The organism is Allobosea sp. 47.2.35 (assembly GCF_024655635.1).
In the GTDB taxonomy this organism is placed as follows: domain Bacteria; phylum Pseudomonadota; class Alphaproteobacteria; order Rhizobiales; family Beijerinckiaceae; genus Allobosea.
The window spans coordinates 143099-167282 of the sequence record NZ_JANLGI010000013.1; the positions used below are offsets into that span (position 1 = coordinate 143099).

Annotated in this window: 25 protein-coding genes and 1 riboswitch; of the genes, 10 read left to right on the forward strand and 15 right to left on the reverse strand. The window is 69.3% G+C overall.

The genetic code is table 11. The features are described 5' to 3' along the window. Window positions 1–60: 60 nt before the first annotated feature. Complete coding sequence (locus tag NUV79_RS16895; RefSeq protein WP_257734258.1) at window positions 61–1293, forward strand: MFS transporter; 1233 nt, start codon at window positions 61–63, stop codon at window positions 1291–1293. On the opposite strand, the gene bluB is transcribed toward NUV79_RS16895, so the two are convergent. The 5 genes from bluB to cbiE are packed head-to-tail and all read right to left on the reverse strand — an operon-like array spanning window position 1268 to window position 5601. Continuing rightward, window positions 1268–1879 (reverse strand): 5,6-dimethylbenzimidazole synthase, encoded by a 612-nt coding sequence (gene bluB, locus NUV79_RS16900; RefSeq protein WP_257734259.1) that lies wholly within the window; start codon window positions 1877–1879, stop codon window positions 1268–1270. The two genes, NUV79_RS16895 and bluB, sit on opposite strands and share 26 nt — an antisense overlap. Next, window positions 1876–3204, reverse strand: a complete 1329-nt coding sequence (locus NUV79_RS16905) for a cobyrinic acid a,c-diamide synthase CobB (RefSeq protein ID WP_257734260.1) — start codon at window positions 3202–3204, stop codon at window positions 1876–1878. Before NUV79_RS16905 ends, bluB begins: the two co-directional genes overlap by 4 nt. Continuing rightward, window positions 3201–3965: a precorrin-4 C(11)-methyltransferase gene (gene cobM, locus NUV79_RS16910; protein ID WP_257734261.1), complete on the reverse strand. Its 765-nt coding sequence runs from the start codon at window positions 3963–3965 to the stop codon at window positions 3201–3203. Before cobM ends, NUV79_RS16905 begins: the two co-directional genes overlap by 4 nt. Continuing rightward, entirely contained in the window at window positions 3962–4354 is a 393-nt protein-coding gene (locus NUV79_RS16915; protein ID WP_257734262.1) for a cobalamin biosynthesis protein, read from the reverse strand. Before NUV79_RS16915 ends, cobM begins: the two co-directional genes overlap by 4 nt. After that, entirely contained in the window at window positions 4351–5601 is a 1251-nt protein-coding gene (cbiE, locus tag NUV79_RS16920; protein ID WP_257734263.1) for a precorrin-6y C5,15-methyltransferase (decarboxylating) subunit CbiE, read from the reverse strand. The genes NUV79_RS16915 and cbiE overlap by 4 nt, the downstream gene beginning before the upstream one ends. On the opposite strand from cbiE, the gene NUV79_RS16925 reads away from it, so the two are divergent. Then, window positions 5600–6364 (forward strand): cobalt-precorrin-6A reductase, encoded by a 765-nt coding sequence (locus tag NUV79_RS16925; RefSeq protein WP_257734264.1) that lies wholly within the window; start codon window positions 5600–5602, stop codon window positions 6362–6364. The two genes, cbiE and NUV79_RS16925, sit on opposite strands and share 2 nt — an antisense overlap. Here the strand turns inward: NUV79_RS16925 and cobJ are convergent. Genes cobJ through NUV79_RS16970 form a run of 9 tightly spaced genes read right to left on the reverse strand, consistent with a single transcriptional unit; the run spans window position 6307 to window position 15470 of the window. Continuing rightward, window positions 6307–7098, reverse strand: a complete 792-nt coding sequence (gene cobJ / locus NUV79_RS16930) for a precorrin-3B C(17)-methyltransferase (protein WP_257734265.1) — start codon at window positions 7096–7098, stop codon at window positions 6307–6309. The genes NUV79_RS16925 and cobJ overlap by 58 nt on opposite strands. After that, window positions 7095–7835, reverse strand: coding sequence for a precorrin-2 C(20)-methyltransferase (locus NUV79_RS16935; protein ID WP_257734266.1), 741 nt, complete (start codon window positions 7833–7835; stop codon window positions 7095–7097). The genes cobJ and NUV79_RS16935 overlap by 4 nt, the downstream gene beginning before the upstream one ends. 3 nt (window positions 7836–7838) lie before the next feature. After that, window positions 7839–8471, reverse strand: coding sequence for a precorrin-8X methylmutase (locus NUV79_RS16940; protein WP_257734267.1), 633 nt, complete (start codon window positions 8469–8471; stop codon window positions 7839–7841). Then, window positions 8468–9748: a precorrin-3B synthase gene (cobG, locus tag NUV79_RS16945; RefSeq protein ID WP_257734268.1), complete on the reverse strand. Its 1281-nt coding sequence runs from the start codon at window positions 9746–9748 to the stop codon at window positions 8468–8470. The genes NUV79_RS16940 and cobG overlap by 4 nt, the downstream gene beginning before the upstream one ends. Further along, window positions 9745–13056: a cobaltochelatase subunit CobN gene (gene cobN / locus NUV79_RS16950; protein WP_257734269.1), complete on the reverse strand. Its 3312-nt coding sequence runs from the start codon at window positions 13054–13056 to the stop codon at window positions 9745–9747. Before cobN ends, cobG begins: the two co-directional genes overlap by 4 nt. 9 nt (window positions 13057–13065) lie before the next feature. Next, on the reverse strand, window positions 13066–14136 hold the full coding sequence (cobW, locus tag NUV79_RS16955) for a cobalamin biosynthesis protein CobW (RefSeq protein WP_257734270.1): 1071 nt from the start codon (window positions 14134–14136) through the stop codon (window positions 13066–13068). Window positions 14137–14140: 4 nt separating this feature from the next. After that, a complete protein-coding gene (locus NUV79_RS16960) occupies window positions 14141–14530 on the reverse strand; it encodes a DUF1636 family protein (protein ID WP_257734271.1) in 390 nt (129 codons plus the stop codon). Window positions 14531–14540: 10 nt separating this feature from the next. Beyond that, window positions 14541–15281: a CbtA family protein gene (locus NUV79_RS16965; RefSeq protein ID WP_257734272.1), complete on the reverse strand. Its 741-nt coding sequence runs from the start codon at window positions 15279–15281 to the stop codon at window positions 14541–14543. A gap of 12 nt (window positions 15282–15293) precedes the next feature. Next, window positions 15294–15470 carry a CbtB domain-containing protein gene (locus NUV79_RS16970; protein WP_257734273.1) on the reverse strand — a complete coding sequence of 59 codons (177 nt, stop codon included), beginning with the start codon at window positions 15468–15470 and terminating at the stop codon, window positions 15294–15296. 37 nt (window positions 15471–15507) lie between these two features. Beyond that, window positions 15508–15693: riboswitch (cobalamin riboswitch) on the reverse strand. 54 nt (window positions 15694–15747) lie between these two features. Here NUV79_RS16970 and cobU point away from each other — a divergent pair. The 5 genes from cobU to NUV79_RS16995 all read left to right on the forward strand — a co-directional run bounded on the left by cobU (window position 15748) and on the right by NUV79_RS16995 (window position 19877). Then, a complete protein-coding gene (cobU, locus tag NUV79_RS16975; protein ID WP_257734295.1) occupies window positions 15748–16266 on the forward strand; it encodes a bifunctional adenosylcobinamide kinase/adenosylcobinamide-phosphate guanylyltransferase in 519 nt (172 codons plus the stop codon). Further along, window positions 16266–16874, forward strand: a complete 609-nt coding sequence (gene cobO / locus NUV79_RS16980; protein ID WP_257734296.1) for a cob(I)yrinic acid a,c-diamide adenosyltransferase — start codon at window positions 16266–16268, stop codon at window positions 16872–16874. The genes cobU and cobO overlap by 1 nt, the downstream gene beginning before the upstream one ends. 97 nt (window positions 16875–16971) lie before the next feature. Continuing rightward, window positions 16972–17436, forward strand: coding sequence for an MgtC/SapB family protein (locus NUV79_RS16985; protein WP_257734274.1), 465 nt, complete (start codon window positions 16972–16974; stop codon window positions 17434–17436). A gap of 168 nt (window positions 17437–17604) precedes the next feature. Continuing rightward, the gene (locus NUV79_RS16990) at window positions 17605–18225 is read left to right on the forward strand and encodes a TetR/AcrR family transcriptional regulator (RefSeq protein WP_257734275.1); all 621 of its coding nucleotides are present in this window, start codon (window positions 17605–17607) and stop codon (window positions 18223–18225) included. Continuing rightward, window positions 18222–19877: an acyl-CoA dehydrogenase family protein gene (locus tag NUV79_RS16995; protein WP_257734276.1), complete on the forward strand. Its 1656-nt coding sequence runs from the start codon at window positions 18222–18224 to the stop codon at window positions 19875–19877. Before NUV79_RS16990 ends, NUV79_RS16995 begins: the two co-directional genes overlap by 4 nt. 4 nt (window positions 19878–19881) lie before the next feature. Here the strand turns inward: NUV79_RS16995 and cbiB are convergent, their stop codons facing one another. Further along, complete coding sequence (gene cbiB / locus NUV79_RS17000) at window positions 19882–20859, reverse strand: adenosylcobinamide-phosphate synthase CbiB (protein WP_257734277.1); 978 nt, start codon at window positions 20857–20859, stop codon at window positions 19882–19884. Here cbiB and cobD point away from each other — a divergent pair. The 3 genes from cobD to NUV79_RS17015 all read left to right on the forward strand — a co-directional run bounded on the left by cobD (window position 20858) and on the right by NUV79_RS17015 (window position 24184). Next, window positions 20858–21889, forward strand: a complete 1032-nt coding sequence (gene cobD / locus NUV79_RS17005) for a threonine-phosphate decarboxylase CobD (RefSeq protein ID WP_257734278.1) — start codon at window positions 20858–20860, stop codon at window positions 21887–21889. The genes cbiB and cobD overlap by 2 nt on opposite strands. A gap of 82 nt (window positions 21890–21971) precedes the next feature. Continuing rightward, window positions 21972–22943, forward strand: coding sequence for a D-2-hydroxyacid dehydrogenase (locus NUV79_RS17010; RefSeq protein WP_257734279.1), 972 nt, complete (start codon window positions 21972–21974; stop codon window positions 22941–22943). 20 nt (window positions 22944–22963) lie between these two features. Further along, complete coding sequence (locus NUV79_RS17015) at window positions 22964–24184, forward strand: MFS transporter (RefSeq protein WP_257734280.1); 1221 nt, start codon at window positions 22964–22966, stop codon at window positions 24182–24184.

Sequence of the window (24184 nt, forward strand, 5' to 3'; positions counted from 1 at the left end):
TCTCACTCCTGTCGATTGGCGTGAGGGTGCATCACAGCCGGGTCAACCAGGTGACGCAGCTTGCGCGAGATCGATGAAACGGCGGGAGGCATGACGGCCGGCCGCACCGACTGGTGGGTCGTGGTTCTGGTCGTCGCGGCCGGCATCGCCGCCTCGCTCCAGATCGGCAAGGCTGCGATCGCGATCCCGCTGCTGCAAGCGGAAACCGGGCGTGACCTCGCCGTGCTCGGTTGGGTCAGCTCGATCTTCGCGGTGCTGGGCCTGTTCGGCGGTGTGCCGGTCGGCGCGCTGGCGACGCGCTTCGGCGACCGGCGCATCCTGCTGCTCGGTCTGCTTCTGCTCGCGCTCGGCAGCGCGCTCGGCGCGGCCACGTCCGGCTTCGGCCTCCTGCTCGCCTGTCGCGTCGTCGAGGGCTCGGGCTTCCTGATGGTCAGCGTCTCCGGCCCGGCGCTGCTGCGCCGCTGCGTCGGCGAGCGCGACCGCGAGATCGCCATGGCCTTGTGGAGCTGCTTCATGCCGGCCGGCATGGCGCTGGCGATGCTGCTTGGCCCGCTCTTCGGCGGCTGGCGCGCCATCTGGCTGGCTGGCGCGGTCTTCGCACTGGCCTGCGGAATCGCGGTTGCCTTGAGAGTGCCGGTCTCCGCGAGCGGCGCTATCGTGTCCTGGCGGCAGATCGCTGCCGATGCCGGGAGCATGTTCCTGTCGCGCGGGCCGCTGCTGTTGGCGCTGTGCTTCGCGCTCTACGCCATGATGTTCTTCGCCGTGCTGAGCTTCCTGCCCGTGTTGCTGCTCGAGCGGATGCACAGCTCCCTGGCGCTTGCGGGTCTGCTCAGCGGCCTCGCGACTGCGGGCAATATCGTCGGGAATCTGCTCGCGGGTGTGTTGCTCGCTCGCGGCGTGTCACGCCTCATGGTGCTGGCCGGCGCCAGCTTCGCGATGGGGCTGGCAGCCGTCTTCGTCTTCCTGCCGCTTTTGCCGCCGGCAGGCGCTTTCCTGTCCGGCGTCCTGTTTGCGACGGCTGGCGGCTTCATTCCCGCGACCCTGCTCTCGAGCGCTGCCGCGTTCGCGCCCCGCCCCAATCTGGTCCCGGCCAGCATCGGGCTCCTGATGCAGGGCAGCAATCTCGGCCAGGTTCTCGGCCCGGCCGTCGTCGGGCTGGTGATTTCCGGCATCGGCTGGACGGCTGCCGCCTGGCTTGTGGCGATCCTTGCCCTTTTGGCGGTGTTGACCGCTGTCGGTCTGCGTCGCGATTTCGCCGGCCTTGCGTTCAGTCGCGCTCCCAGCCAGCCCTGACCAGCTCGGGGACATCGCATGCCTCCTCCGGCCAGCCCACGCAGAGATAGGCGACGAGCTTCCATTCCGGCGGTGTATCGAGGGTCTTGGCGATCTCCCGGGGATCGAGGATCGAGACCCAGCCGACGCCCAGCCCATGGATGCGAGCGGACAGCCAGAACTGCGTGATCGCCGCGACCACCGAATAATCCAGCATCTCCGGCATGGTGCGCCGGCCGAGCCCGTGGCCGCGCGCCGTGCCATGGTCGCAGAACACGGCGAACTGCACGGGGGCTTCCCTTAGGCCTTCGAGCTTGAGGCGAGCATAGAGGGCCGCTTGCTCGCCTTCATAGGACGCGAGCGCATCCGCATTGCAGCGGCTAAAGCTCTCCCGCACGGTCGCGCGTTGCGCCGGTTCCGCGACGGGCATCCAGCGCCAAGGCTGGGCATGTCCGACGGAAGGAGAGAGCTTGGTCTGCGCCAGCAGCGTTTCGATCAGTTCGGCCGGGACCGCATCGCGCTTGAACCGCCGGACATCGCGCCGCCAGCGCAGCAGCTCCTCGAACTGGCGCGCGAAAGCTTCGTCGAAGACCGGCGGCTGGCTCACGCGGTGTCCGCCGTGGCGATGGCGTGGAAGAACGAGCCGGTGACCAGCCCTCGGCGGCTGCCGGCGGGAACGGGAGCCGAGCCATGCGGATCGGTGACGACGGCGAAGGGAGGGTCCTCGCCTTGCGCGACGATGCTCGCGTAGTGGAATTCATGTCCGGTCAGCGCCGAGCCCGCTGGCCCGAGCGAGCCATCCGCCTCCAGGACGGCTCGACGGTAGCCGAGATTCATCTTCCGCTTCGCGAAGGAGGTCTCGACCGAAAGCAGGCCGGCCATGGCATGGGCGACACCGTCGGCATCGGTCAGGCTACGGCCGAGCACCATGTAGCCGCCGCATTCGCCATGGACTGGCCGGGTCTCGACGAAAGAGCGGAGACCGTTCAGGAAGTGCCTCGCCGCAGCGATCGTGCCGGCATGCAATTCGGGGTAGCCGCCCGGCAGCCAGCAGGCGTCGCAACTTTCTGGAGGCGCCTCGTTTTCGAGGGGCGAGAACGGCACCAGTTCCGAGCCTGCCGCGCGCCAGCCCGCTTCGACATGCGGATAGATGAAGGAGAAGGCGGCATCGCGGGCGACTGCGATCCGCCGTCCGGGCGCCGGCAGGGGCGCGATGCCGTCAGCGGTCACACCCGGAAGCGACGTGGCCCCGGCAGCAGCCGCCACGGCATCGAGATCGACGGCTTTCGAGACAGCTTCCGCCAGCGCATCGAGCCGGGCATGAAGGTCGGCGGTCTCGCCGGCCTGGACCAGCCCGAGATGGCGCTCGGGCAGGATCAGGCTTGCCTCGCGCGGCAGCGCGCCCAGCACGGGCAGGCCGATCCGCTCCATGCCTTGCCGTACCAGGCGCTCGTGCCGGGCGCTTGCGACCTTGTTGAGGATCACGCCGGCGACGCGGATGCGCGGATCATAGAGTTTGCAGCCAAGCGCGACCGCCGCGACCGATTGCGCCGCGCCGGAGACGTCGATGACGAGCACGACCGGCCAGCCGGTCAGCGCGGCGATATCGGCGCTGGCGCCGGTATGCCCCTCGGACCCCGGCACGGCATCGAACAGGCCCATCGAGCCCTCGGCGATGACGATATCGGCAGCATCAGACGCTTCGCTCGCGATCCGACCGAGCAGCCCGTCGGTCATGGCGTAGCTGTCCAGATTGGCGCTGGGCGCCCCGGTCGCTGCGGCATGGAAGGCCGGGTCGATATAGTCCGGTCCGCATTTCAGTCCGCGCACGGTGAGGCCTCGGCGCGCCAAAGCGCGCTGCAGGCCAAGCGTAATCGTGGTCTTGCCGGAACCGGAGCGCGGTGCGGCGATGAGCAGTCCGCGCGCACTCATTGTCCGCCCCGCGGCCGGAAGCGGCGGTCGTAATCGATCGAATAGAGCGCGCTCTCGCTGAAGTCATCGGCCGCCAGCGCCGGACCGACGAGGATCAGCGCGGTGCGTTCGAGCGCGCTGGCGCGGACCTTCCCGACGATATCGGTGAGCCTGCCTTGCAGCACGGTCTCATCCGGCCATGTCGCGCGGAACACCACGGCGACCGGGCAATCGGCGCCGTAGAACGGCGTCAGCTCCGCCACGACCTGCTCGACGACATGGATCGAGAGATGGATGGCCAGCGTCGCACCCGAGGCGGCGAATGTCGCAAGTTTTTCCCTCTCGGGCATGGCTGAAGCGCGGCCGGAGGTGCGCGTCAGCACCAGCGATTGCGCGACGCCGGGCAAGGTGAGCTCGCGCCTCAGTACGGCGGCTGCGGCGGCGAAGGCCGGCACGCCCGGCGTCACCGTATAGGGAATGCCTGATCGGTCGAGCCGGCGCATCTGTTCACCGCAGGCGCTCCAGATCGAGAGGTCGCCGGAATGCAGCCGCGCCACATCCTGCCCGGTGCGGTGCGCGTCTTCCATCTCCGCGATGATGGCATCGAGATCGAGCGGGGCGGTGTCGACGATGCGCGCACCCGGCGGGCACCAGTCGAGCATCGCCTTCGGGATCAGCGATCCCGCATAGAGGCACACAGGCGAAGCCGCGATCAGGTCGCGTCCGCGCAGCGTGATGAGATCGGGCGCGCCGGGGCCGGCGCCGATGAAATGGATGGTCATGCGAGACTTCTGGCAAGCGCGCAGGTGACGCGCGCGGTCGCGATGCGCGGCTGCACCAGCTCGCCGCCGGGCCCGGCCGCGGCCAGCGCTGCGGCTTCCGCCACCGAACCGACGCCGTAGAGCGAGGCGATCCGGGTTGAGCGCGTCGCGCAGGCGGCCTCGAAACCCTTCAACGCCTCGTCGGGGATGGCGACGAGTTCTGCCGCGCGTTCGGTCGCGGCCGCAATCATGCCGGCCTCCGCGACGCGGCTCGCCAACGTGGCAAAGCGCGGCGTTTGCGCACCGGTAAGCCCGGCGCTCGCCAGGGCATGATCAAGACAGGCGAGGATATCGGCGGCCTCCGTGCCGGGTCGGATGCCAATGCCGGCGATGAGGCGGCCCGTGCTCAAGGCTTCTCGACCCGCCACTGCGTTACCGGCATCGCCGGGCGCCAGCCATGCTTGCCGCCGACGGGCGCCAGCCGGTCGATCGAGATGCGGCGCAGCGAACCGCCATGCTCGGCATGGAGGGCGGCGAGTTTGGCTTCGCCCTCGATCGTCACCACATTGGCGACGAGCCGCCCGCCCGGTTTCAGCGCCACCCAGGCAGCATCGAACAGGCCTTCCTCGGTCAGCCCGCCACCGATGAACACCGCATCCGGCGCCTCGCGCCCGACGAAGCCGGCCGGGGCCTCACCGACCACCTCGACGGAGAGGCCGCCGAGCTCCAGCTTGTTGCGTCTGATCCGCTCGGCCCGTTCCGGTTTCGCCTCGAAGGCGATGGCCCGGTTCCGCAGATGGCGCTGGCACCATTCGACGGCGACCGAGCCCGAGCCCCCGCCGACATCCCAGAGCAGTTCGCCGCCGCGCGGCGCCAGCGCCGAGATCGTGATCGCGCGGATTTCCGACTTGGTGATCTGCCCGTCATGGGCGAACCACTCCTCGTCGAGCCCCGGCGCCAGCGGCAGGATGCGCGAGTCACGGGTCGCCGCGACCTCGACCGCGATCAGGTTGAGCGGCACGATATCGTCGAGCGCGAAAGCGTCGGCCCGGCACTCGCGGATGCGCTCATGCGGCCCGCCGAGCGATTCCATCACCACGATCCGGCTTGCGCCCATGCCGCGCGCGGTCATGAGTTCGGCCACGGCGCGCGGCGTCGTCTCGTCCCAGGAGAGGGCGAGGATGCGAGCTTCCGGTTGGAGATGCGGCACGATCCGGTAGAGCGTGCGGCCATGCAGCGAGACCAGCGCGCATTCCTCCTGCGGCCAGCGCATCCGCGTGCAGGCCATCGAGAAGGAGGAGAGCTGCGGGATGATCCGCATCTCAGCGGCGGGGATTGCCCGGCTGATGCTGTTGCCGATGCCGTAGTGGAACGGGTCGCTGGTGGCGAGCACGCAGACCTTGCGGCCGCGCTCCTTGAGAATCTGGGGAAGCGCATTGCGGAAGGGCTGCGGCCAGGGCCTGAGTTCGCCCGGCACGGCGCCGACCAGCGCGATATGCCGTTCGCCACCGAAGACGATCTCGGCTTCGTTCAGAGCTGCCAGCGCCTCGCGGCACAGGCCAGCTGCCCCGTCCTCGCCGAGGCCGATCAGCGCCAGCCAGGGAGCCGGCGCCTCATGGCTCGACAGAACATCGGATTCACGCAAAACTGGCGACATGACCGTCCTCATCCTTGGCGGAACGAGCGAAGCTGCTGCGCTTGACCAGCACCTGGCTGATCAGGCTCCCGATATTCGCGCCATTATCTCGTTGGCGGGGCACACCGTCGATCCCCGCCCGAGCAATCTGCCGGTCCGCGTCGGCGGCTTCGGCGGCGTCGAGGGCTTGAGGCGTTATCTGGTCGAGGAAGGCATTGTCGCCGTCGTCGACGCGACCCATCCCTTCGCCGCGATCATGCCTTTCCATGCCGAGCATGCCTGCAAGGCCGAGGGCGTGCCGCTGCTCGCGATCCGCCGCGAGTCCTGGAAGCCGCGCGCCGGAGATCGCTGGAAATCCGTGCCCGACATCGAGGCGGCCGCGCAGGCGCTGGGCGACGAGCCGCGGCGCGTCTTCCTCACCGTCGGCCGGCTCGAACTGCCGGCCTTCGCGGATGCGCCCCAGCATCGCTATCTCGTGCGCGCCATCGAGCCGATCGGCGACCGTCTGCCCGTGCCGCATGTCGATGTCATCCAGCAGCGCGGCCCCTTCGATGCCGATGACGAGGAGGATCTGATGCGCCGCGAGGGCATCGAGATTCTCGTCAGCAAGAATTCCGGCGGGCCGGCGACGGTCGGCAAGCTCGTGGCGGCGCGCCGGCTGTCCCTGCCGGTGGTGATGGTGGAGCGCCCGCCCAAGCCTGCTGTCGAGACCGTCGATCATATCGATCAGGTCCTGCCCTGGCTGGTGGCGCAGGGCATCTTCGCCACCGAGCGCGGCGTGTAGACGTAAGGCGCTGCGCCCTCGCGCGCGATCAGGCGCGTGCTCGACGCGCCGATCATCACCAGCGTCGCCATGTCCGCCGTGCTCGCGGCTGTGACGGCCTCCGCCAGCGTCAGGATGCGCAGAATCTCGTCCGGCCGCCCGACAGCGCGGGCGAAAAGCACCGGGGTCGCCGCGTCACGCTGTTCTGCCGCGAGTTCCAATGCCGCGCCGAGCTGCCAGGGCCGGGCCTTCGAGATCGGATTGTAGAGACAGATCACTAGGTCTGCGGCGAGCACCGCTTCGAGCCGCGCCGTCACGACATCCCAGGGCTTCAGGTTGTCCGAGAGCGAGATCGCGCAGAAATCGCCGCCTAGCGGGGCGCCGGCCCGTGCCGCTGCTGCCAGCATCGCGGTGATGCCGGGCTCGACCGTGATCGTGATGGCCGGCCATTCCGCCGGCCCGGCCTCCAGCGCCTCGAACACCGCCGCCGCCATCGCGAAGACGCCGGGATCGCCGCCCGAGACCACCGCGACCGTCCGGCCCTCCGCCGCCAGTTGCAGGGCATGGGAAGCCCGTTCGACCTCGACGCGATTGTCGGAAGCATGCTTGGTGAGCCCGGTCCGCTCCGGTACGCGGTCGACATAGGGGCCGTAGCCGACGATATCGGTCGCGGCATCGAGCGCGGCCTGTGCGGCCGGCGTGATCCACTCCGCCGTGCCCGGGCCGAGCCCGACGATGGTGAGCGAGCCCGTCACAGGCGCCGCCCCTCGCCTGGCACCAGCACCATCGCGAAATAGGGGGCCTCGTCATCGGCCTTGTCGGCGAGGCGCGCCACGACCTGCCGCGCCATCGTCGCGCGCTCGACATAGATCGCGCGCCCTTCCAGCCCGGCGGCCACGAGCGCGCGGCGCACCTTCGGCAGGTTGCGGCCAAGCTTCATGATGACGGCGGCGTCGGTATCGGCAAGACGGCGCGCGAGTTCCGCCTCTGGCAAAGTGCCGGGCAGCACGGTCATGACATCGTCGCCCCAGGTGATCGGCGCTCCGGCTTCGCCCCAGGCGCCGGTCATCCCGGTGACGCCGGGCACGACCTCGGTCGGAAAGCGCTGCGAAAGCCGCCGCCACAGATGCATGAAGGAGCCGTAGAAGAACGGATCGCCGTCACAGAGCACGGCAAGGGTCCGCCCAGCCTGCATCTCGATCGCGAGCCGTTCCGCCGCCTCCTCGTAGAACGCTGCGATCGGTCCGTCATAGTCGGGCTCGCCGACGCTGGCCTCGATCGTCACGGGAAAGGCGAGCTCGATCTCGCGGGCCGGATCGGGCGCGATGATCGCATCCGCCGTGCTGCGGGCGTTGCCGCGCCGGCCGCGCTTGCAGAAATGCACGAGGCGGTCGGCCGTTGTGATGATCTCCCGCGCCCTGACCGTCATCAGGTCCGGGGCGCCGGGCCCGAGGCCGACGCCGTAGAGCAGGGTCCTGTTCGTCCCGCTCATCGCTTATTCCTTGTCCTGCGCCAGCGCGTTGACCGCCGCCGCGGCCATGGCCGAGCCGCCGCGCCGCCCATGCACGACGACGAAGGGTAGGCGCCCGTCCTTAGCGAGCGCTTCCTTCGATTCGGCCGCGCCCACGAAGCCGACGGGGATGCCGATCACGGCAGCCGGCTTGGGCGCACCCGCATCGAGCATCTCGAGCAGGCGGAAAAGCGAGGTCGGCGCATTGCCGATCACGACGACGGCGCCGGTGAGGCGCGGTTTCCAAAGCTCCATGGCGGCGGCGGAGCGTGTCGTGCCCATCTGCGCCGCCAGCGCCGGGACCTGCGGATCGTCCAGCGTGCAGAGAACCTCATTGTTTGCCGGCAAGCGGGCGCGCGTCACGCCGTTGGCGACCATCTTGGCGTCGCAGAGGATCGGCGCGCCAGCCTTGAGGGCGGCCTGCGCGGCCTCGGCGAATCCTGCGGACATCTCCACATCCCTGGGCAGGTCGGTCATGCCGCAGGCATGGATCATGCGGACGACCACGCGCTCGGCCGCGCCGCTGAAGCGGGCGAGATCGGCCTCGGCGCGGATGATGGCGAAGGAGCGCTCGTAGATCGCCGCGCCGTCCTGGATATAGTCGTATGCCTTGTTCAACCCTGCGATCCCGTCGAACGCGCGGCCTTCAGCCGGGCTTGAATATCCTGTCCGGGCTGCAATCGCGTGAGCAGCGCCGGAAGGTCAAGCGTCGCGACCGGCTTGTCCCGCGTCGTGCCGCTCATCACGACGTCATAGCGCCCGTCACGCCCCACCAGCGTGAGATCCGCCGCGGCTGGATGGGCGCAGGCCTTGATGCAGCCGGAAACGTGCAGCGTCACGCCCTGCGCAAGCAGGTCGCCGGCAGCTTCGGCGAGCTTGGCGGCATCCGCCATGGTCGGCGCCTCGGCGCGCGAGCAGGCGGGACTGCCGGCGCAGGCCTGCACCGAAAGGCGTGGATCGTCGTCGCGCGTGATCAGCCCGAGATCGTCGGCCAGCGCCAGCAGGCTCTCGGCCTCGGTGCGGCCGAGATCGCGGAATGCCAGCCCGCGCCAGGGCGAGAGCCCGATCGCGGCCCGATCGAGCTCTGCGCCGAGCCTGTCGAGTGCTGTCGCATCGTAGCGCCCGAAGGGCAGGCCGATAAGTGGGGCGAAGCGATCCTCGCCCCAGGCGAAGAGTCCCGCGCGCCGGGGAGCCGGGCGCAGGCCGGGAGCATCGGTGGCAGGCAGGTCGGTCAGCCCCGCGAGTTCATCGGGCGAAAGATCGCGCAGGCGGCGGATGCGATCGGGCGCGGCTTTGCGCAGGGCCGCGAAACGGCGCAGGGCGGTTTCGACTTCCGCAGCGGCTTCCGCTTCGGCAACCTGACTACGCCAGAGGCGATCTCCGAGGCAGAGGGCTGCGCGCCCGGCCGCGACGCCAACGAGGCGAATGTCGCAGGGAAATTCATCCAGCGCTTGCGCGCCGCCATCATCCACGACCACGCTGAGCTTGACCGGCAGGCCGGATACAGCGCGGGCGCGCTGCTCGATCTGCGCGGCCAGTGCGGCGGCGTCGATCAGGCCGGTCGGGTCCCGCCCAGCCAGCGGCGAGACCAGCGTCACGCGCTGCGGTCCGTCGCCTTCGTGCTCATCGACGAGATGTTCCGCCAGCAGGTGCTCGACCAGCACGGGATGGCTCTTGGACGTCACGCCGCGGAGCTGAAGATTAGCGCGGGCGGAAATCTCGATCAGTCCGTTGCCATGCGCGTCCGCCAGTGCCGCGATCCGCCGCAACTGCGCAGGTGTCAGCTGTGCACCGGGCGGATGCAGGCGCACCAGCCAGCCATCGCCAGTCTCCATCGGCCTGAGCGTGCTTGGGCACCAGCCTCGCCGCAGCGCTTCCTTGGGGAGGGCGCTCATTCCGCCGCCTCCCGCGCCAGGAAGGCGCCGACCGAGTTGCGCCGGCTGTTCCAGAGCCCGCGCCGCGCTGCCTCGGCCAATCGCGAGCGGATCGAGGCGGCGGCCGGTGCGTTGGCGGTTTCGAGCGCGGACCAGACCTGCGGATCGGCGCAATAGGCCTGAAAAACGGCATCGAACAGCCCATCCGCGACGGCATCCGTGCTCGCCGCGAAGACGAAGAGCGTGTCGACGGCCTCGGCCAGTTCCGCCGCGCCGCGCCAGCCATGGGCGAGCTGACCGGCGATCCAGCGCGGGTGCGTGAGGCGGCCATGGACGATGCGGGCAATGTCCTCGGCCAACGTCCGGGCCTTCGGCGCTTCCGGGTTGGAGCTGTCGAGGCTGTAGAGCGCGGGATCGGCGCCGAGCGCCTTCGCCGCCGCCGCAAGCCCGCCGATCACGTCGGCCGCACTGCTGGCTTCGAGGATGTCGCGCCCGGCCGTGTCGCTGACATGGATGAAGGCATCGGAGGCGCGGATGCGCTCGGCGAAGCCGGCATCCGTGCTGCCCACGCCTTCCGGCCCGCCATAGGCATGATCGGAAGCGGCGAGATAGGCGGCGCCGAGTTCGGCGCGCTCCGTCCAGTCGCCGTCGAGCGCGCGATCGGCCATGGCAGCGCCATAGCGGCCGGGCGCGGCGCCGAAGATGCGCGCATTGTACTCGCCGCGGCGGCGGGCTGCGGCAGGCTCGTTCCAGTCGTCGGTCTCGTCCAGCGCCGCGACGGCGCGCGCCGCCTGGTCGAGCAAGGAGATCTGGCCGGGGAAAGTGTCTCGGAAGGTGCCGGAGATGCGCACGGTCACGTCGAGGCGCGGATAGGCGAGCTTTGGCTGCGGGACGATGCTGAAGCCGGTGACGCGGGTCGAGGCATTGTCCCAGATGGGCTCGACGCCCATCAGCGCCAGAGCATGGGCGATATCCTCGCCGCCCGAGCGCAGTGTCGGCGAGGCCCAGAGATCCATGACGATCCGGCGCGGATAGTCGCCATGGTCTTGCAGGTGGCGCGAGACCACCGCCTGCGCCGCCAACTTGCCGAGCCTTGCGGCTGCGCGCGTCGGGATCGCGCGCGGATCGAGGGTCGAGAGATTGCGCCCTGTCGGCAGCACATCAGGCCGCCCACGATGCGGCGAGCCGGCGGGGCCGGGCGGAACGAAACGGCCATCGAGGGCGGCGAGCAGGTTGTCGCGTTCGTTGCGGGCGGAGACCGCGTCGATCGCGGAACGGCCGAAGACATGCAGGCCGTCGCGGAAGGGCAGTTCGGCGATGTCGCAGAGATGCGCGTCGAGCCGCGTCAGCGCCTCGTTCATCTCGGTATCCTCTGCGACGCCGCAGGAGGCGGCGAGCCCGCTCGCCTCGGCCCGGGCCCGGATTTCGCTCGCGACGATGTCGGCGCGGCGCGGGTCGAGCACCTGCGCCTGCGAGAACTCTTCGACGAGGTCGCGCAGCAGGGCGGCTTCGCCGGCGGCTTCCGTCTCGGCGAGCGGCGGCGGCAGATGGCCGAGCGTGAGGGCCGAGAGCCGCCGCTTGGCCGGAGCGGCCTCGCCGGGATCGTCGACGACATAGGGATAGACCACCGGCAGCCCGCCGATGGCGAGCCGCGGCCAGCAACCGGTCGAGAGCGCAACCGCCTTGCCCGGCAGCCATTCCAACGTGCCATGGGTGCCGAGATGGATCAGCGCGTCGATGGATTCCGTCTGGCGCAGTGCGAGATAGAAGGCGAGATAGCCATGGCCTGGCGGCGCGTCGGGGTCGTGATAGCGTGCCTTGCGGTCGGGGGTCGCATCGCGTGCTGGCTGCAGGGCCACCGTCAGATGGCTATGGCGCACGGCCCGGAAATGGAAGACGCCATCGCGGCAGGCGGGGTCTGCTTCGGGAGTGCCGTGGCTGGCGACGAGGGTTTCGCGGGCGGCGGCGGGGATCGTGGCGAGCCAGTCGCGATAGGCAGCGAGCGGGATGCTGAGGCTGAGCGAACCCGTCGTCAGGGCGGCCATGAGAGTCTGACTATCGGGCCGAGCCTCACCGACCTCATATCCCGCTCCAGCCAGCAATTCCCGGATCGCCGCCACGCTCGCCGGCGTGTCGAGCCCGACGGCGAAGCCGGCGCGTCCGCCGCGCGCGGGGTAGTCCGACATCACCAGCGCCAGCCGGCGCTCTGCCACAGGCTTTCGGGCCAGCGCGACCCAGCTTTCCGCCAGATCGGTGAGCGCGGCGATCCCCTCCGGATCGGGCACGAGCCGGCGGATGGACAGGCCGGTCGCCGGATCGGTCTGTTCCGCTTTGAAGGCGACGGGGACCGCGCCGATGCGCCCGTCGAACTCGGGCAGCGCCACCTGCATGGCGAGATCGGCGGCCGATAGCCCGCGCGGCGATGCCTCCCACGCCTCGCGGGGGCTGCCGACCGGCACCGCCTGCAGGATCGGGCAATCGGCGCCGTCGAGCAAGAAATCCGCACCTTCGCGGGCGGAGAAGGCGGTGGTGGTAATGATCAGCGCGGGCTTCCGGATCGCAATCAGCGCCGCGAGTTCGGCCGTGGTGGTGGGGTCCTTCAGGCTGGTCAGCGCGAGCGGCAAGGGCGCCAGGCCGCGTGCGGTCAGCGAGGAGGCGATCGCTTCGCCCATGGCGGTGTCGCCGGCCGCGACGCCGGAGCGATAGAGCAGGACCGGTACGAGCGCGTGATCGGGGGGCAGGGCGGCAAGCGCGGCGCGCCAAGGCAAGGGGCGGCCACCGGCGCCAAGCGCGAAGAAGGAAGGCAGCGGGACGGGAGCGATTTCAGTACTGTCCCGCTGACGCTGATCCGCCAGATATCCCTCGATCCGCCCCAGCAACCGCCGCATATTCTCGGTGCCGCCGCCGACCCGGAAATAGGCCAGTAGCTCGACAGCGAACTCCGCCGGCACCGTCGCATGCTCGCCCAGCCTTGGATCGTCGCGCTCGTCGCCGGGCAGGATCGCCAGCGGAATGCCGCGCTCACGACAAATCGTGCCGAGCTGCTCGATGCCGTAGCGCCAGTAGTCGAGCCCGCCGAGGCAACGCAGCAGCACGAAGCGGCACTGCGCCGCCGTCTTCTCGATCAGGAAATCGACCGAGAGCGGATGCTTCAGGCGTCGGAGCGGCGCGAGCCGCACCGACAGGCCGCTGTCAACTGCTGTCACCGCCAGCGCCGAAAGGTCGCTGTCGGTGAAGGACAGCACGAGCACGTCTCCCGGCGGCAGGGCGAGATCGACGGCGTCCTCGCCGTCGTCGAGCCTGATCTCGATGGTCGGGAGAAGATGCATCGCGCCAGTTTACGCCCCCGCGAGAGCCGCTTCCACGGCCTTGAGGTCGAAGCCCTTGAGGCCGATCACGGTGAGGCGGCCATCGCGCGGCTCGCTTGCACCCCAAGGGCGGTCGAAATGATGGCCGACGCGCCGGCCGACGCCCTGCACGACGAGCCGCATCGGCTTGCCCGGCACGGCGGTGAAGCCCTTGAGCCGCAACACGCCCTCGGCCTCGGCCGCCTTGGCGACGCGCGCCGTGAGCTCCTCCGGCGACAAGCCGGCCGGCAGCTGCACGGCGACCGAGTCGAAATCGTCATGGTCGTGATCATGCTCGCCCTCGCCGTGATGCGAGGGGCGGGCGGCGAGGTCGCTTTCGGCGGCGGCGCCGAGGCCGACGATCAGCGCCGGCTCGACCTTGCCATGGGCGGTCTCGATGATCTTGATCGCCTTCGGCAGATGCTCGGCGATCTCGGCCTTGACCCGCGCCCGGCCGGCCTCGTCGACGAGGTCGCTCTTGTTGAGCAGGATCAGGTCGGCGCAGAGGATCTGGTCCTCGAACACCTCCTCCAGCGGGTTGTCGTGTTCGACGGAGGCGTCGGCCGCCTTCTGCGCGGCGAGCGCCTCGGGATCATCGGCGAACTGGCCCTCGGCCACGGCCGGGCCGTCGACCACCGCGATCACGCCGTCGACGGTGACGCGCGAACGGATCGCCGGCCAGTTGAAGGCGGTGACGAGCGGCTTCGGCAAGGCGAGGCCGGAAGTCTCGATCAGGATATGCTCCGGCGGATTGGGTCGGTTCAGCAGCTTCTCCAGCGCCGGCACGAAATCATCGGCGACGGTGCAGCAGATGCAGCCGTTCGGCAGTTCGACGACATCCTCGTCGCTGCAGCCGGCGATGCCGCAGCCCTTCAGGAACTCACCGTCGAAGCCGAGATCGCCGAATTCGTTGACGAGCACGGCGAGCTTCTTGCCCTGCGCGTTCTCGAGGAGGTGGCGTACCAGCGTCGTCTTACCGGCGCCGAGGAAGCCGGTGATGATGGTGCAGGGCGTCTTGCTAAGTGACGTCTTGCCCAGATTGGCGGTCTGCGGAGCGTTCATGATGTCATCCTTGCTGGCGCGCCGGCAAAGGCGGCACGCGCGCGACCACGCCCTTGCGGAAGGACTGCGGCCGCTCTTTCCAGGGAACGATGCCGTTGGCGCTGGCGGCATAGGCCTCCGCGGCGCCGACGATTTCGTCGAGATGGGTGTCGGTGTCGAGATCGCCGATCAGATAGGTCCATTTGCCATCGGCGCTGAGCGCGATGGTGCAGGGCCGCTTGCAGACGGCGAGGCATTCGACGGGCAGCACGGGGATCGTGCTGCCCTTGGCTGCGAGCTGCGCGGAGAGCCGCTCGGCCAGCGCCAGCCCGGGTTGGTCGTAACCCTCCGGGAGATCGGCGCGGGCACGGCGGCAGGCCGTGCAGACATGGATGGTGAGGTCGCCCTCGGACATTGGCTTGCCTTCAGGCTTCGGCGGCCCGGCGGCTCGCCCGAGGCCAGAGCACGCCGACCATGAAGGCGGTGACGAGCCAGAGCGCAGCCTGGATGCCGAGCGAGAGCGACGCGAAATGCGCGGCGACCTCGGCCGGCACCTTGCTCTCCGGCGCGGCCGGATGCGGGGCGCCGACGACATGCGGCAGCAGGATCAGGACGATCGCCACGAGTTTGAGCCAGGGCTGATCGAAGCGCAGGAACAGGAAGAGTCCGGCCGCGGTGCCGACGGCGGTCCACAGCCACCAGAGCTGACGCTGCTCCAGCGCGGCAGAAGCCGCACCCGGCAGTTCCGGCGCGAGACCCATGGCAGGCGCGAGCCCGAGCGCGAGGAAGCCGCAGGCCCCCCAGACGAGGGCGCTGCGCTGGTCGATGCTGTCGCCGGCTGCGATCATGCCCGCGAGTAGCAGCGCCGCGAAGCCGATCGCGGTCGCGATCGTCACAGCGCTGGTGAAAAGCGTGCGCTGGAGGCCGTCCTGCGGCTTCCATTCGGCATGGTCATGGCCGGGCGCATCGCCTGCCGGTCCGTGCGCGAGGATGATCTTCGCCTCGCCGTCGAAGGCTGCCAGCGTCGGCGCTTTCAGCGCGAGCGCGGCCTCATAGGTCTCGGCCTTGAGGATCAGCGGGGTGGTGGTGACATGCTGCAGGGCGGCGACGATCAAGCCAGCCAGAAGCCCGGCCAGGATGCTGACCGTGAGAACGCGCGTGACCATGGATGCTTTCCCTCAGTGGCAGGGAAAGGCGAGGCCGTGACGGGTGTCGTGCGCGGCGTTGTGGACATTGGTCGAGGCCGCGAAGCCGGTCGTGTAGATCAGCGCGACGCCGATCACGAGCGCGGCGGCGACCGCCTTGACGCGTTCCGAAACGCTGAGCGTGGGGGTGGAAACCGAAGCGGTGTTCATAGGCGTTCTCCGTGGCCGCCCCGCCGGCAGCCGGTTGGATCTCTGCGGGTCGACGGCAGGTCTCCTGGCTCGCGGATTTGGCGCCCCGTGCCGCCTTCCCGGAACGTACGCTCCAGTGGCCGATGGCGAAGGACATCCGCTTACAGTTGCGGGGGCAGCCGCGGTCTCGCACCGCGTTCCCTTTTCACCTCCTCGCGGAGGCACCGTCACGGATCATCATTAGCCATCGCCGTGTTGCTGTGCAATGCAGGATGGTCCCTTGAGCCCTGCTTCCGCGATGCCGAACGACATACCCCACCTCACCCTCGTCCTCGGCGGTGCCCGTTCCGGCAAGAGCCGCCATGCCGAGGCGCTGATCGAGGCGTGGCCTGCGCCCTGGACCTATATCGCCACGGCGCAGGCCTATGACGACGAGATGCGGGAGCGCATCGCCGAGCACCGCGCGCGCCGGCCGGCGGGTTGGCAGACGGTCGATGCGCCGCTCGACCTGCCCGAAGCCATCACCGTCCAGCCGGAAGGGCGCCCGATCCTGGTCGATTGCCTGACGCTCTGGCTGACCAATCTCATTCTCGCAGAGCACGATACCGCCGCCGCACGCGAGGCCCTGATGGCCGTCTGCGAGCGCGCATCCGCCCCGCTCCTGCTGGTCGGCAACGAGGTCGGGCTCGGCATCGTGCCGGACAATGCGCTCGCTCGCCGCTTCCGTGACGAGGCCGGGCGCCTCCATCAGACGCTTGCGGCGCGTGCGGCCAGCGTGGTCTTCATGGTCGCCGGACTGCCGATGCGAGTGAAATGATGACCGACAGTGAAGACGCCGCCCGCCACAAGGCGAAGATGGAGAAGCGCAAGGCGGTGCAGGACGCCGAAGTCGCCTCCAAGACGCTCGAAAAGGGATTGCTGATCGTCAATACCGGCCCCGGCAAGGGCAAGTCGACGGCGGCCTTCGGCCTGATCCTGCGTGCGCTCGGCCATGACTGGCGCATCGGCGTGGTGCAGTTCATCAAGGGCGCCTGGTCGACCGGTGAGCGCAAGGCGCTCGAAGCCTTCGGCGATCAGGTGAGCTGGCACAGCATGGGCGAGGGCTTCACCTGGGAGACGCAGGACAAGGCCCGCGACATCGCCGCCGCCGAGCGCGCCTTCGCAAAGGCGAAGGAGCTGATGGCCGATCCCGAGATCAGGCTTGTCGTCCTCGACGAACTCAACATCGCCCTGCGCTACGACTACCTGCCGCTCGCCGAGGTCGTCGCGACGCTGGCCGCGCGCCGGCCTGACCTGCACATCGTCGTCACCGGCCGCAACGCCAAGCCGGAATTGATCGAAGCTGCCGACCTCGTCACCGAGATGACGCTGGTGAAGCACCATTTCGCGGCAGGCGTGAAGGCGCAGCAGGGAATCGAGTTCTAGCAGGCCACGCCGCCGGCTGCCGCTCGTTTGCCGGAGAACGAACGCGGGCGGCTCTCATGCGTTCATGTCCTCGATCACAGTTTTCGGGGGTAGGGCGATGAGTGGTTTTCTCTGGGGAGAGCTGGATCTGCTGCTCAGATTGCTGGCCGGCATGGCCGCCGGCATCGTCGTGGGCTGGGAGCGGACCAACAAGCAACGCGCGGCCGGGATCCGCACCTTCGGGCTGGTCGGGTTGGGCACGGCCGCCGCCGCGACGATCTTTAGCGAGCCGAACGAGGCTGACGCCGCGAGCCGCGTCGTCCAGGGGCTGCTGACCGGAATCGGCTTTCTCGGCGCCGGCGTCATCGTGCTGCGCCGGGGCCATTCGACGCCGACCGGATTGACCACCGCCGCAGCCATCTGGGTCACCGCTGCGCTCGGTTGCGCTGCCGGGCTCGGCGATCATGCGATTGTGGTGTCGGCCACGCTGCTTGCACTCGTCCTGCTCGCCATCGACCATTCGGTCGAGCGTTGGGCCGGCCGCGACGGAGCGGCCGGAACGGGCGAGGCGCCGCCTTCCTGAGTTCCGGATCGGCTTACATCCTGACATCAGGGCACGCGGGAGGATGCTGTCGGCGACCTGAGTCTCCGGCTGCCCTGCTTTGCCACGCGCCCCAACCGCCGCCCCTTGACGGTTCCAAGCTATCTCTTCAAACTGAATCTGAATTCAGATTCAGTTTCGAGGCCGTGTATGGTTGGCACTCAGCAGAAGCAACCGCGCAAGGCAGGGAAGCGCGAAGCGATCCTTGCCGCCGCGCGCGGCATCGTCTCGGAGGTCGGTTTCCATGAAACCGCGATCGCTGCGGTCGCTGCCGCCAGCGGCGTCTCGACCGGCAGCGTCTATTCCTATTTCGCCTCGAAGGCCGAATTGATGGCCGAGATCGTCGCGGCCGTGTCGTCGCGCGAGTTGGCCGTGCTGCGCGAGATTGCCGCGAGCGACGCGCCCGTCGCCGAGCGTTTGACTGCTGCGGTCGAGGCTTTCGCCCGCCGGGCCTTCGCCAATCGTCGCCTCGCCTGGTCGATGATCGCAGAACCTGCCGATCCGGCCGTCGACGCGACGAGGCTCGACTATCGCCGTGAGATCGCCGGCATTTTTCGCGCGCTCGTCGTCGAAGGTGAAGGGCAGGGCGCCTTTCGCCCGGTCGACCCCGATGCCGCGGCCGCGATGATCGTCGGCGGCTTCATGGAGGCGCTGATCGGCCCGCTCTCGCCGGATCGCCCGATCACGCCCGAACGCGGCCGCGAGATCGCGACGGCGCTGGCCGATCTCTCCCTCGCCGCGCTGATTTCCCGAGAAGGACAGGCCGCATGACCACGCTCGATGCTTACGGCTATGACACCCATGAGGTGTTGAATCAGGCGCCTGCGCTCGCGGATTACGATGCCTTCGCCGCAGACCCTGCGCTCGGCCATATCCTCGACACCTTCGGCGCCGGCTGGTTCCGCGAGCAGGCGAGTGTCGTCGGCGGTCATGTCGGGTCGCAACGCGTGCAGGACCTGGCGCGGCAGGCCAATCGCAGCCTGCCGGAACTGCGCACGCATGACCGTTGGGGCCGGCGCATCGACCAGATCGAGTTCCACCCGGCCTGGCACGAACTGATGGGGCTCGCGATGCGCGACGAGTTCCATTCGCTGTGCTGGACGAAACCGCGCCCCGGTGCGCAGGTGGCGCGGGCCGCCATCTCCTATCTCTGGAACCAGGGCGAGAACGGCATCTGCTGCCCGCTCGGCATGACCTATTCGGCGATTCCCGTCCTGCAGCGCGATCCGGCGCGCTGGGCCGAGTTCGGCCGGCTGATCACCTCAACCGATTACGATGGGCGCCCGCTGCCGGCGGCGCAGAAGCGCGGCGGCACGGTCGGCATGGCGATGACCGAGAAGCAGGGCGGCTCCGACCTGCGCCAGACCCAGACTGTCGCGACGCGCAATGCCGACGGCACCTATTCCCTCACCGGCCATAAATGGTTCTTCTCGGTTCCGCATTCCGACGTGTTCCTGACGCTGGCGCGGACCGAGGAGGGCGTCTCCTGCTTCGTCGTGCCGGGCTGGCTGCCGGATGGGTCGCGCAACCGGCTGCAGGTCCAGCGGCTCAAGGACAAGTGTGGCAACAAGTCGAACGCGTCGTCCGAGGTCGAATTCCGCGGCGTGATCGCCCATCTCATCGGCGAGCCCGGCCATGGCATCCGCGCCGGGCTGGAGATGAACCATTACACGCGGCTCGATTTCGCCGTGGGCTCGGCCGGGCTGATGCGCCATGCGGTGGCACAGGCCGCGCACCACACCGCCCATCGACGCGCCTTCCAGAAGGCGCTGATCGACCAGCCGATCATGGCGAATGTCATCGCCGACCTTGCGCTTGAGGTCGAAGCCTCCGCCTGGCTCGCCTTCCGCTTCGTCCATGCGCTCGACCGGGAGGATGCGAGCGAGGCGGAGAAGCTGATCGGCCGCATCGGTGCGCCGATCGCCAAATACTGGAACTGCAAGCGCGCCACCCCGGTCGTGGTCGAGGCGCTTGAATGCCATGGCGGCAACGGCTTCATCGAGGACCATCTGATGGCGCGGCTCTATCGCGAGGCGCCGCTCAACGGCATCTGGGAGGGCACGGGCAATGTCGTCTGCCTCGACGTGCTCCGTTCGATCCGCCGCTATCCCGATTGCGTGCCGGCCCTGCTCGACGAGTTGCGCACTGCCCGCGGCAGCGACCCGCGTTACGACGCCTTCTTGACCGAACTGGAGACCGATCTGGTCGATGTGCTCAGGCACGAGCATCTGGCGCGGCGCTTCGTCGAGCGCATGGCGCTGGCCCTTGCGGCCTCGCTATTGATCCGCCACGCGCCGCACGCGGTCGCCGATGCCTATGTGGCCTCGCGCTTGGCCGGCGGCTGGTCCGGCCATTTCGGCTCGCTGCCGCAGGGCGCCGATCTGCAGGCGATAGCCCGGCGGGCCGTACCGGTGCCGAACTGAGGCTTCAGAGCAGCGTCACGGCGGCTAGCAGTGCGGCCAGCGCCCACAGCAGCCCGCAGGAGCGTTTGTAGAGCGTGAGAGCCCGCCGGATATCGGCGGCGTTCGCCTCCGCACGGCCATCGCCCATCCAGTGATCCTCGACATGGGTCTCGCCATAGATGCGTGGCCCGGCGAGGCGCAGCCCCAGCGCCCCGGCCATCGCAGCCTCCGGCCAGCCGGCATTGGGCGAGCGGTGCTTGCCGGCATCGCGCCAGACCGCCCGCCAAGCGCCCCCGGCATCCGCGGACCTGTCGAAGGCGGCGGAGGCGGCCAGCAGCAACGCCGTCAATCGTGAAGCCGGCAGGTTGACGAGATCGTCGAGGCGGGCCGAAGCCCAGCCGAAGGCGAGGTGGCGCGGGGTGCGGTGGCCGATCATCGAATCGGCGGTGTTGATCGCCTTGTAGGCGGCGATGCCCGGCAAACCGCCGAGGCCGAGCCAGAAGGCCGGCGCGACGATGCCGTCGGAGAAATTCTCGGCAAGGCTTTCGATCGCCGCGCGCGATACGCCAGCCTCGTCAAGCGTCTGCGGATTGCGCCCGACGATCATCGAGACAGCCTGCCGCCCGCCTTCGAGGCCCTCCCGTTCCAATGCCTCGGCAACACGGGCGACATGCTCGTAGAGGCTACGCTGCGCAATCAGCGTCGAGGCGATCAGGGCGAGCGGTATCAACCCGAGGAGGCCGAATGAAAGGCACAGCTGCTGGATGAACGCACCCAAGGCCAGCGCGGCGACCACGATGAGCGTGGTCACGAACACGCCCATGATCTCGCGGGTGATGAAGGAGTCGCTCTCGCGGTTGAACCATTGATCGAGCGTTGTGATGAGCTTGCCGATCCAGGTGACGGGATGGCCTATCGCGGCATAGAAGCGCTGGGGATAGCCGATGCCGGCCTCGATCGCGAGGGCGAGAAGCAGCAATGCAAGGCTGACGGTGAGGTTCATGCGAGGGGCGGGCGCGATCTTGGCTGAGGACGGTATCTGGCATGGCGGCGATCTCGCCACGGCCCGCGCGCTCTTTCCGGAGGCGCCGCAGCCCTGGGTCGATCTCTCCACCGGGATCAATCCGATCCCCTATCCGCTTCCGGCGCTCCCGTTAAGCCTGTGGACACGCCTGCCCGGCGCCGATGACGAGGCCGCGCTGATCACAGCCGCCCGTGCCGCCTATCGCGTGCCGGCCCATGCCGGCATCGTCGCCGCGCCAGGCACGCAGATCCTGATCGAATTGCTGCCACGCCTGTTGCCCTCCGGTCCTGTCGCCATCCTCGGGCCGACCTATGCCGAGCACGGCCATGCCTGGCGCAAGGCGGGTTATGCCGTCGCCGAAACCGCTGCACCTGCCGAGGCGGCCGCGACCGTCGTCGTGGTCAATCCCAACAACCCCGATGGGCGCTTGTTGTCTCGGGGCGAGCTCACAAGCCTCGCCGCGCATTGTGCCGCCGATGGCGGCCTGCTCGTCATCGACGAGGCCTTCGCCGATTTCACGCCCGAAGCCAGCATCGTGCCGGAACTGCCGCCCGCGACGATCGTGCTGCGCTCCTTCGGCAAGACCTATGGCCTCGCTGGCCTGCGGCTCGGCTTCGCCATCGGTGCGCCCGAGCCGATGGCGAAGCTCAAGGCGGCTCTCGGTCCGTGGTCGGTGGCCGGTCCTGCGCTCCACGTCGGTGCCGCGGCGCTGTCCGATGCCGGTTGGCTCGCCGAGACCGGCCGGGAGCGTGCCCGCGATTCCGCCCGCCTCGACGCCCTGCTGGCGCCGCATGGCCGGATCGTTGGCGGCACGACCCTGTTCCGCCTGCTCGAAACACCGGAAGCGGCGGCGCTCTTCGCCCGTCTCGGCCAGCACGGCATCTATGTCCGCCGCTTCCAGAATGCGCCGGATCGACTTCGCTTCGGGTTGCCCGGCGACGAGGCCGAATGGTCGCGTCTGCGCGCGGCGCTCACCCTCGATGCCCCGGAAGCATCGCCGCCAGCGTGAAGCTTGCATGCGGCGGATGCGGGGACAGGAGCCGGCGGGCCGGCTAACGTCGAGCGCATAGGGATTCGGGGAGAGAAGACGCATGGTATTCCTGCCGCCGGAAGGCGACCTGACGATCGGCTTCGCTCACGCTGCCTATCAGCTCCGCGACGAATTCCTGACGCGCGGCCGTGCCGCTGGGAGTTTCGAGGTCCGCAGCCTGGACGAGTTGCGCGAGCGGGCGCCGGAGGCCGATGTGCTCGTCGTTTCCGGCCTGTGGCGCAACGATCTGCTGCCACGCCTGCCGAAGCTGCGCTTCATCCAGTCGATCAGCGCCGGCACCGACCAGTTCGACAAGCCGGCGATCGGCAAGGCCGGCGCCCGTCTTGCCAGCGCCCAGGGCGGCAATGAGCGGGCCGTGGCCGAGCATGCGATGTCGCTGATCCTGGCGCTCACCCGCCAGATCCATTTCGCTAGGGATAATCAGGCGAAGCAGGTCTGGCGCCCGATGATCGGGGATCGTGCGCGTCGCGAGGACGAACTCGGCGGCAAGACGCTGGTCATCGTCGGGCTCGGCCGCATCGGCCTCAGGCTCGCGAAGCTCGCGAGCGCCTTCGACATGCGCGTCATCGGCGTGCGCCGCAGCGCCGAGCCGCAGCCGCATGTCGAGGCGGTCGTCCATCCGGACAAGCTGGCCGAGACGGTGGCCGGGGCCGATTTCGTCGCCCTGACCTGCCCGCTGACGCCGGAGACGGAAGGGCTGATCGATGCCCGCATTCTCGGCGCGATGAAGCCTTCCGCCTACCTGATCAACGTCGCGCGCGGCCGCGTCGTCGACGAGATGGCCTTGCTCGATGCGCTCGGCAACAGCAGCATCGCCGGTGCCGGACTCGATTGCTTCCACGAGGAGCCATTGCCGCCGATCTCACCCTTCTGGCGCATGCCGCAGGTCATCGTCACCCCGCATAGCGCCGGCGAGACCCGTGCCTATGAAGGCAATGTCGTCGATATCCTCCTCGACAATCTGGACCGATTGGCGCGCGGCGAAACGGGCTTGCGCAACCAGATCGTCTGAGCGAGAGCGAGGAGGCGGCCATGGCTTCGCCGCGTTTCGCCCGGCCGGGCGGGCCGTCACTTATCCCTGCGCTCGGCGTCACGCAGGTCTTCGGCTACGGCACGCTGTTCTACGCCTTCACCGTGCTGGCGCCGCGCATGACCGCCGATTTCGGCTGGGCGCCGGAATGGACCTTTGGCGGCTTCGCCGTCGGGCTTCTGCTGGGCGGCGCGGTCGCTCCTGTCACCGGCAGCCTGATCGATCGCTATGGCACCCGGCTGGTGATGACGACCGGTTCCGGGCTGGCGGGTCTCTCGCTCTTCGTGCTGGCCGAGGCACGCGGCATCGTCAGCTACACGCTCGCGATGGCCGCCCTCCAGGCAGTGACCACCGCCGTGTTCTATGACGCCGCCTTCGCCGCGCTGACGCAGGCCCGCGGCAGTCAGGCGCGCCGCGCCATCAGCCAGCTCACCCTGATCGGCGGCTTCGCCTCGACCCTGTTCTGGCCGCTGACATCGAGCCTGCTCGCCTTCCTCGACTGGCGCGGCGTCTACCGGCTCTACGGCCTCTCGCAGATCCTGTTCTGCCTGCCCCTGCATCTCGTCTTCCTGCCCGGCCGGGTGAAGAGACCGGTCGCCGCCGAGGCCGGTGCTGTGGCTCCTTCCGTCGCGCAGGAGCCGGAGACGGCCTACCTGACGGGCGATATCCGTCGCCGCGCCTTCCTGCTGCTGGCGCTGGCCTTGTCGCTGCAGGGCTTCGTGGTCTCGGCCATGGCTGTGCATATGCTGGCGCTGCTGCAGGGTTTTGGCCTCGGCGCTGCCGTCGCGGTCGGCATCGGCGCGATGCTCGGGCCTTCTCAGGTCGCCGGGCGCCTGACCGAGATGCTGTTCGGGCGTGGCGTTGCGCCGGTCACGACGGCCTGGGTCTCGGCCTGGCTGATGCCGTTCGGCCTCGTCCTGCTCCTGATCGGCGGCTCGCTGCCGGCTGTCGCCGGACTCTTCGCCATCGCCTTCGGCATCAGCATGGGCCTGAGCTCGATCGTGCGCGGCACCGTCCCGCTTCAGCTTTTCGGCCCGGTCGGCTTCGGCGCGACCATGGGCAAGCTTGCGGCGCCCGGCCTCGTCATCAAAGCGGCGGCGCCGCTCGTCTTCGCCATCGCGCTGGAACGTGGCGGCGTCATGCTCTCGACGCTGCTGTTGATCGCCTTCTCGGCTTTCGCCGCCGGTGCGCTCATGCTGCTGGCGCGCGGGCGTTCGGTCTGA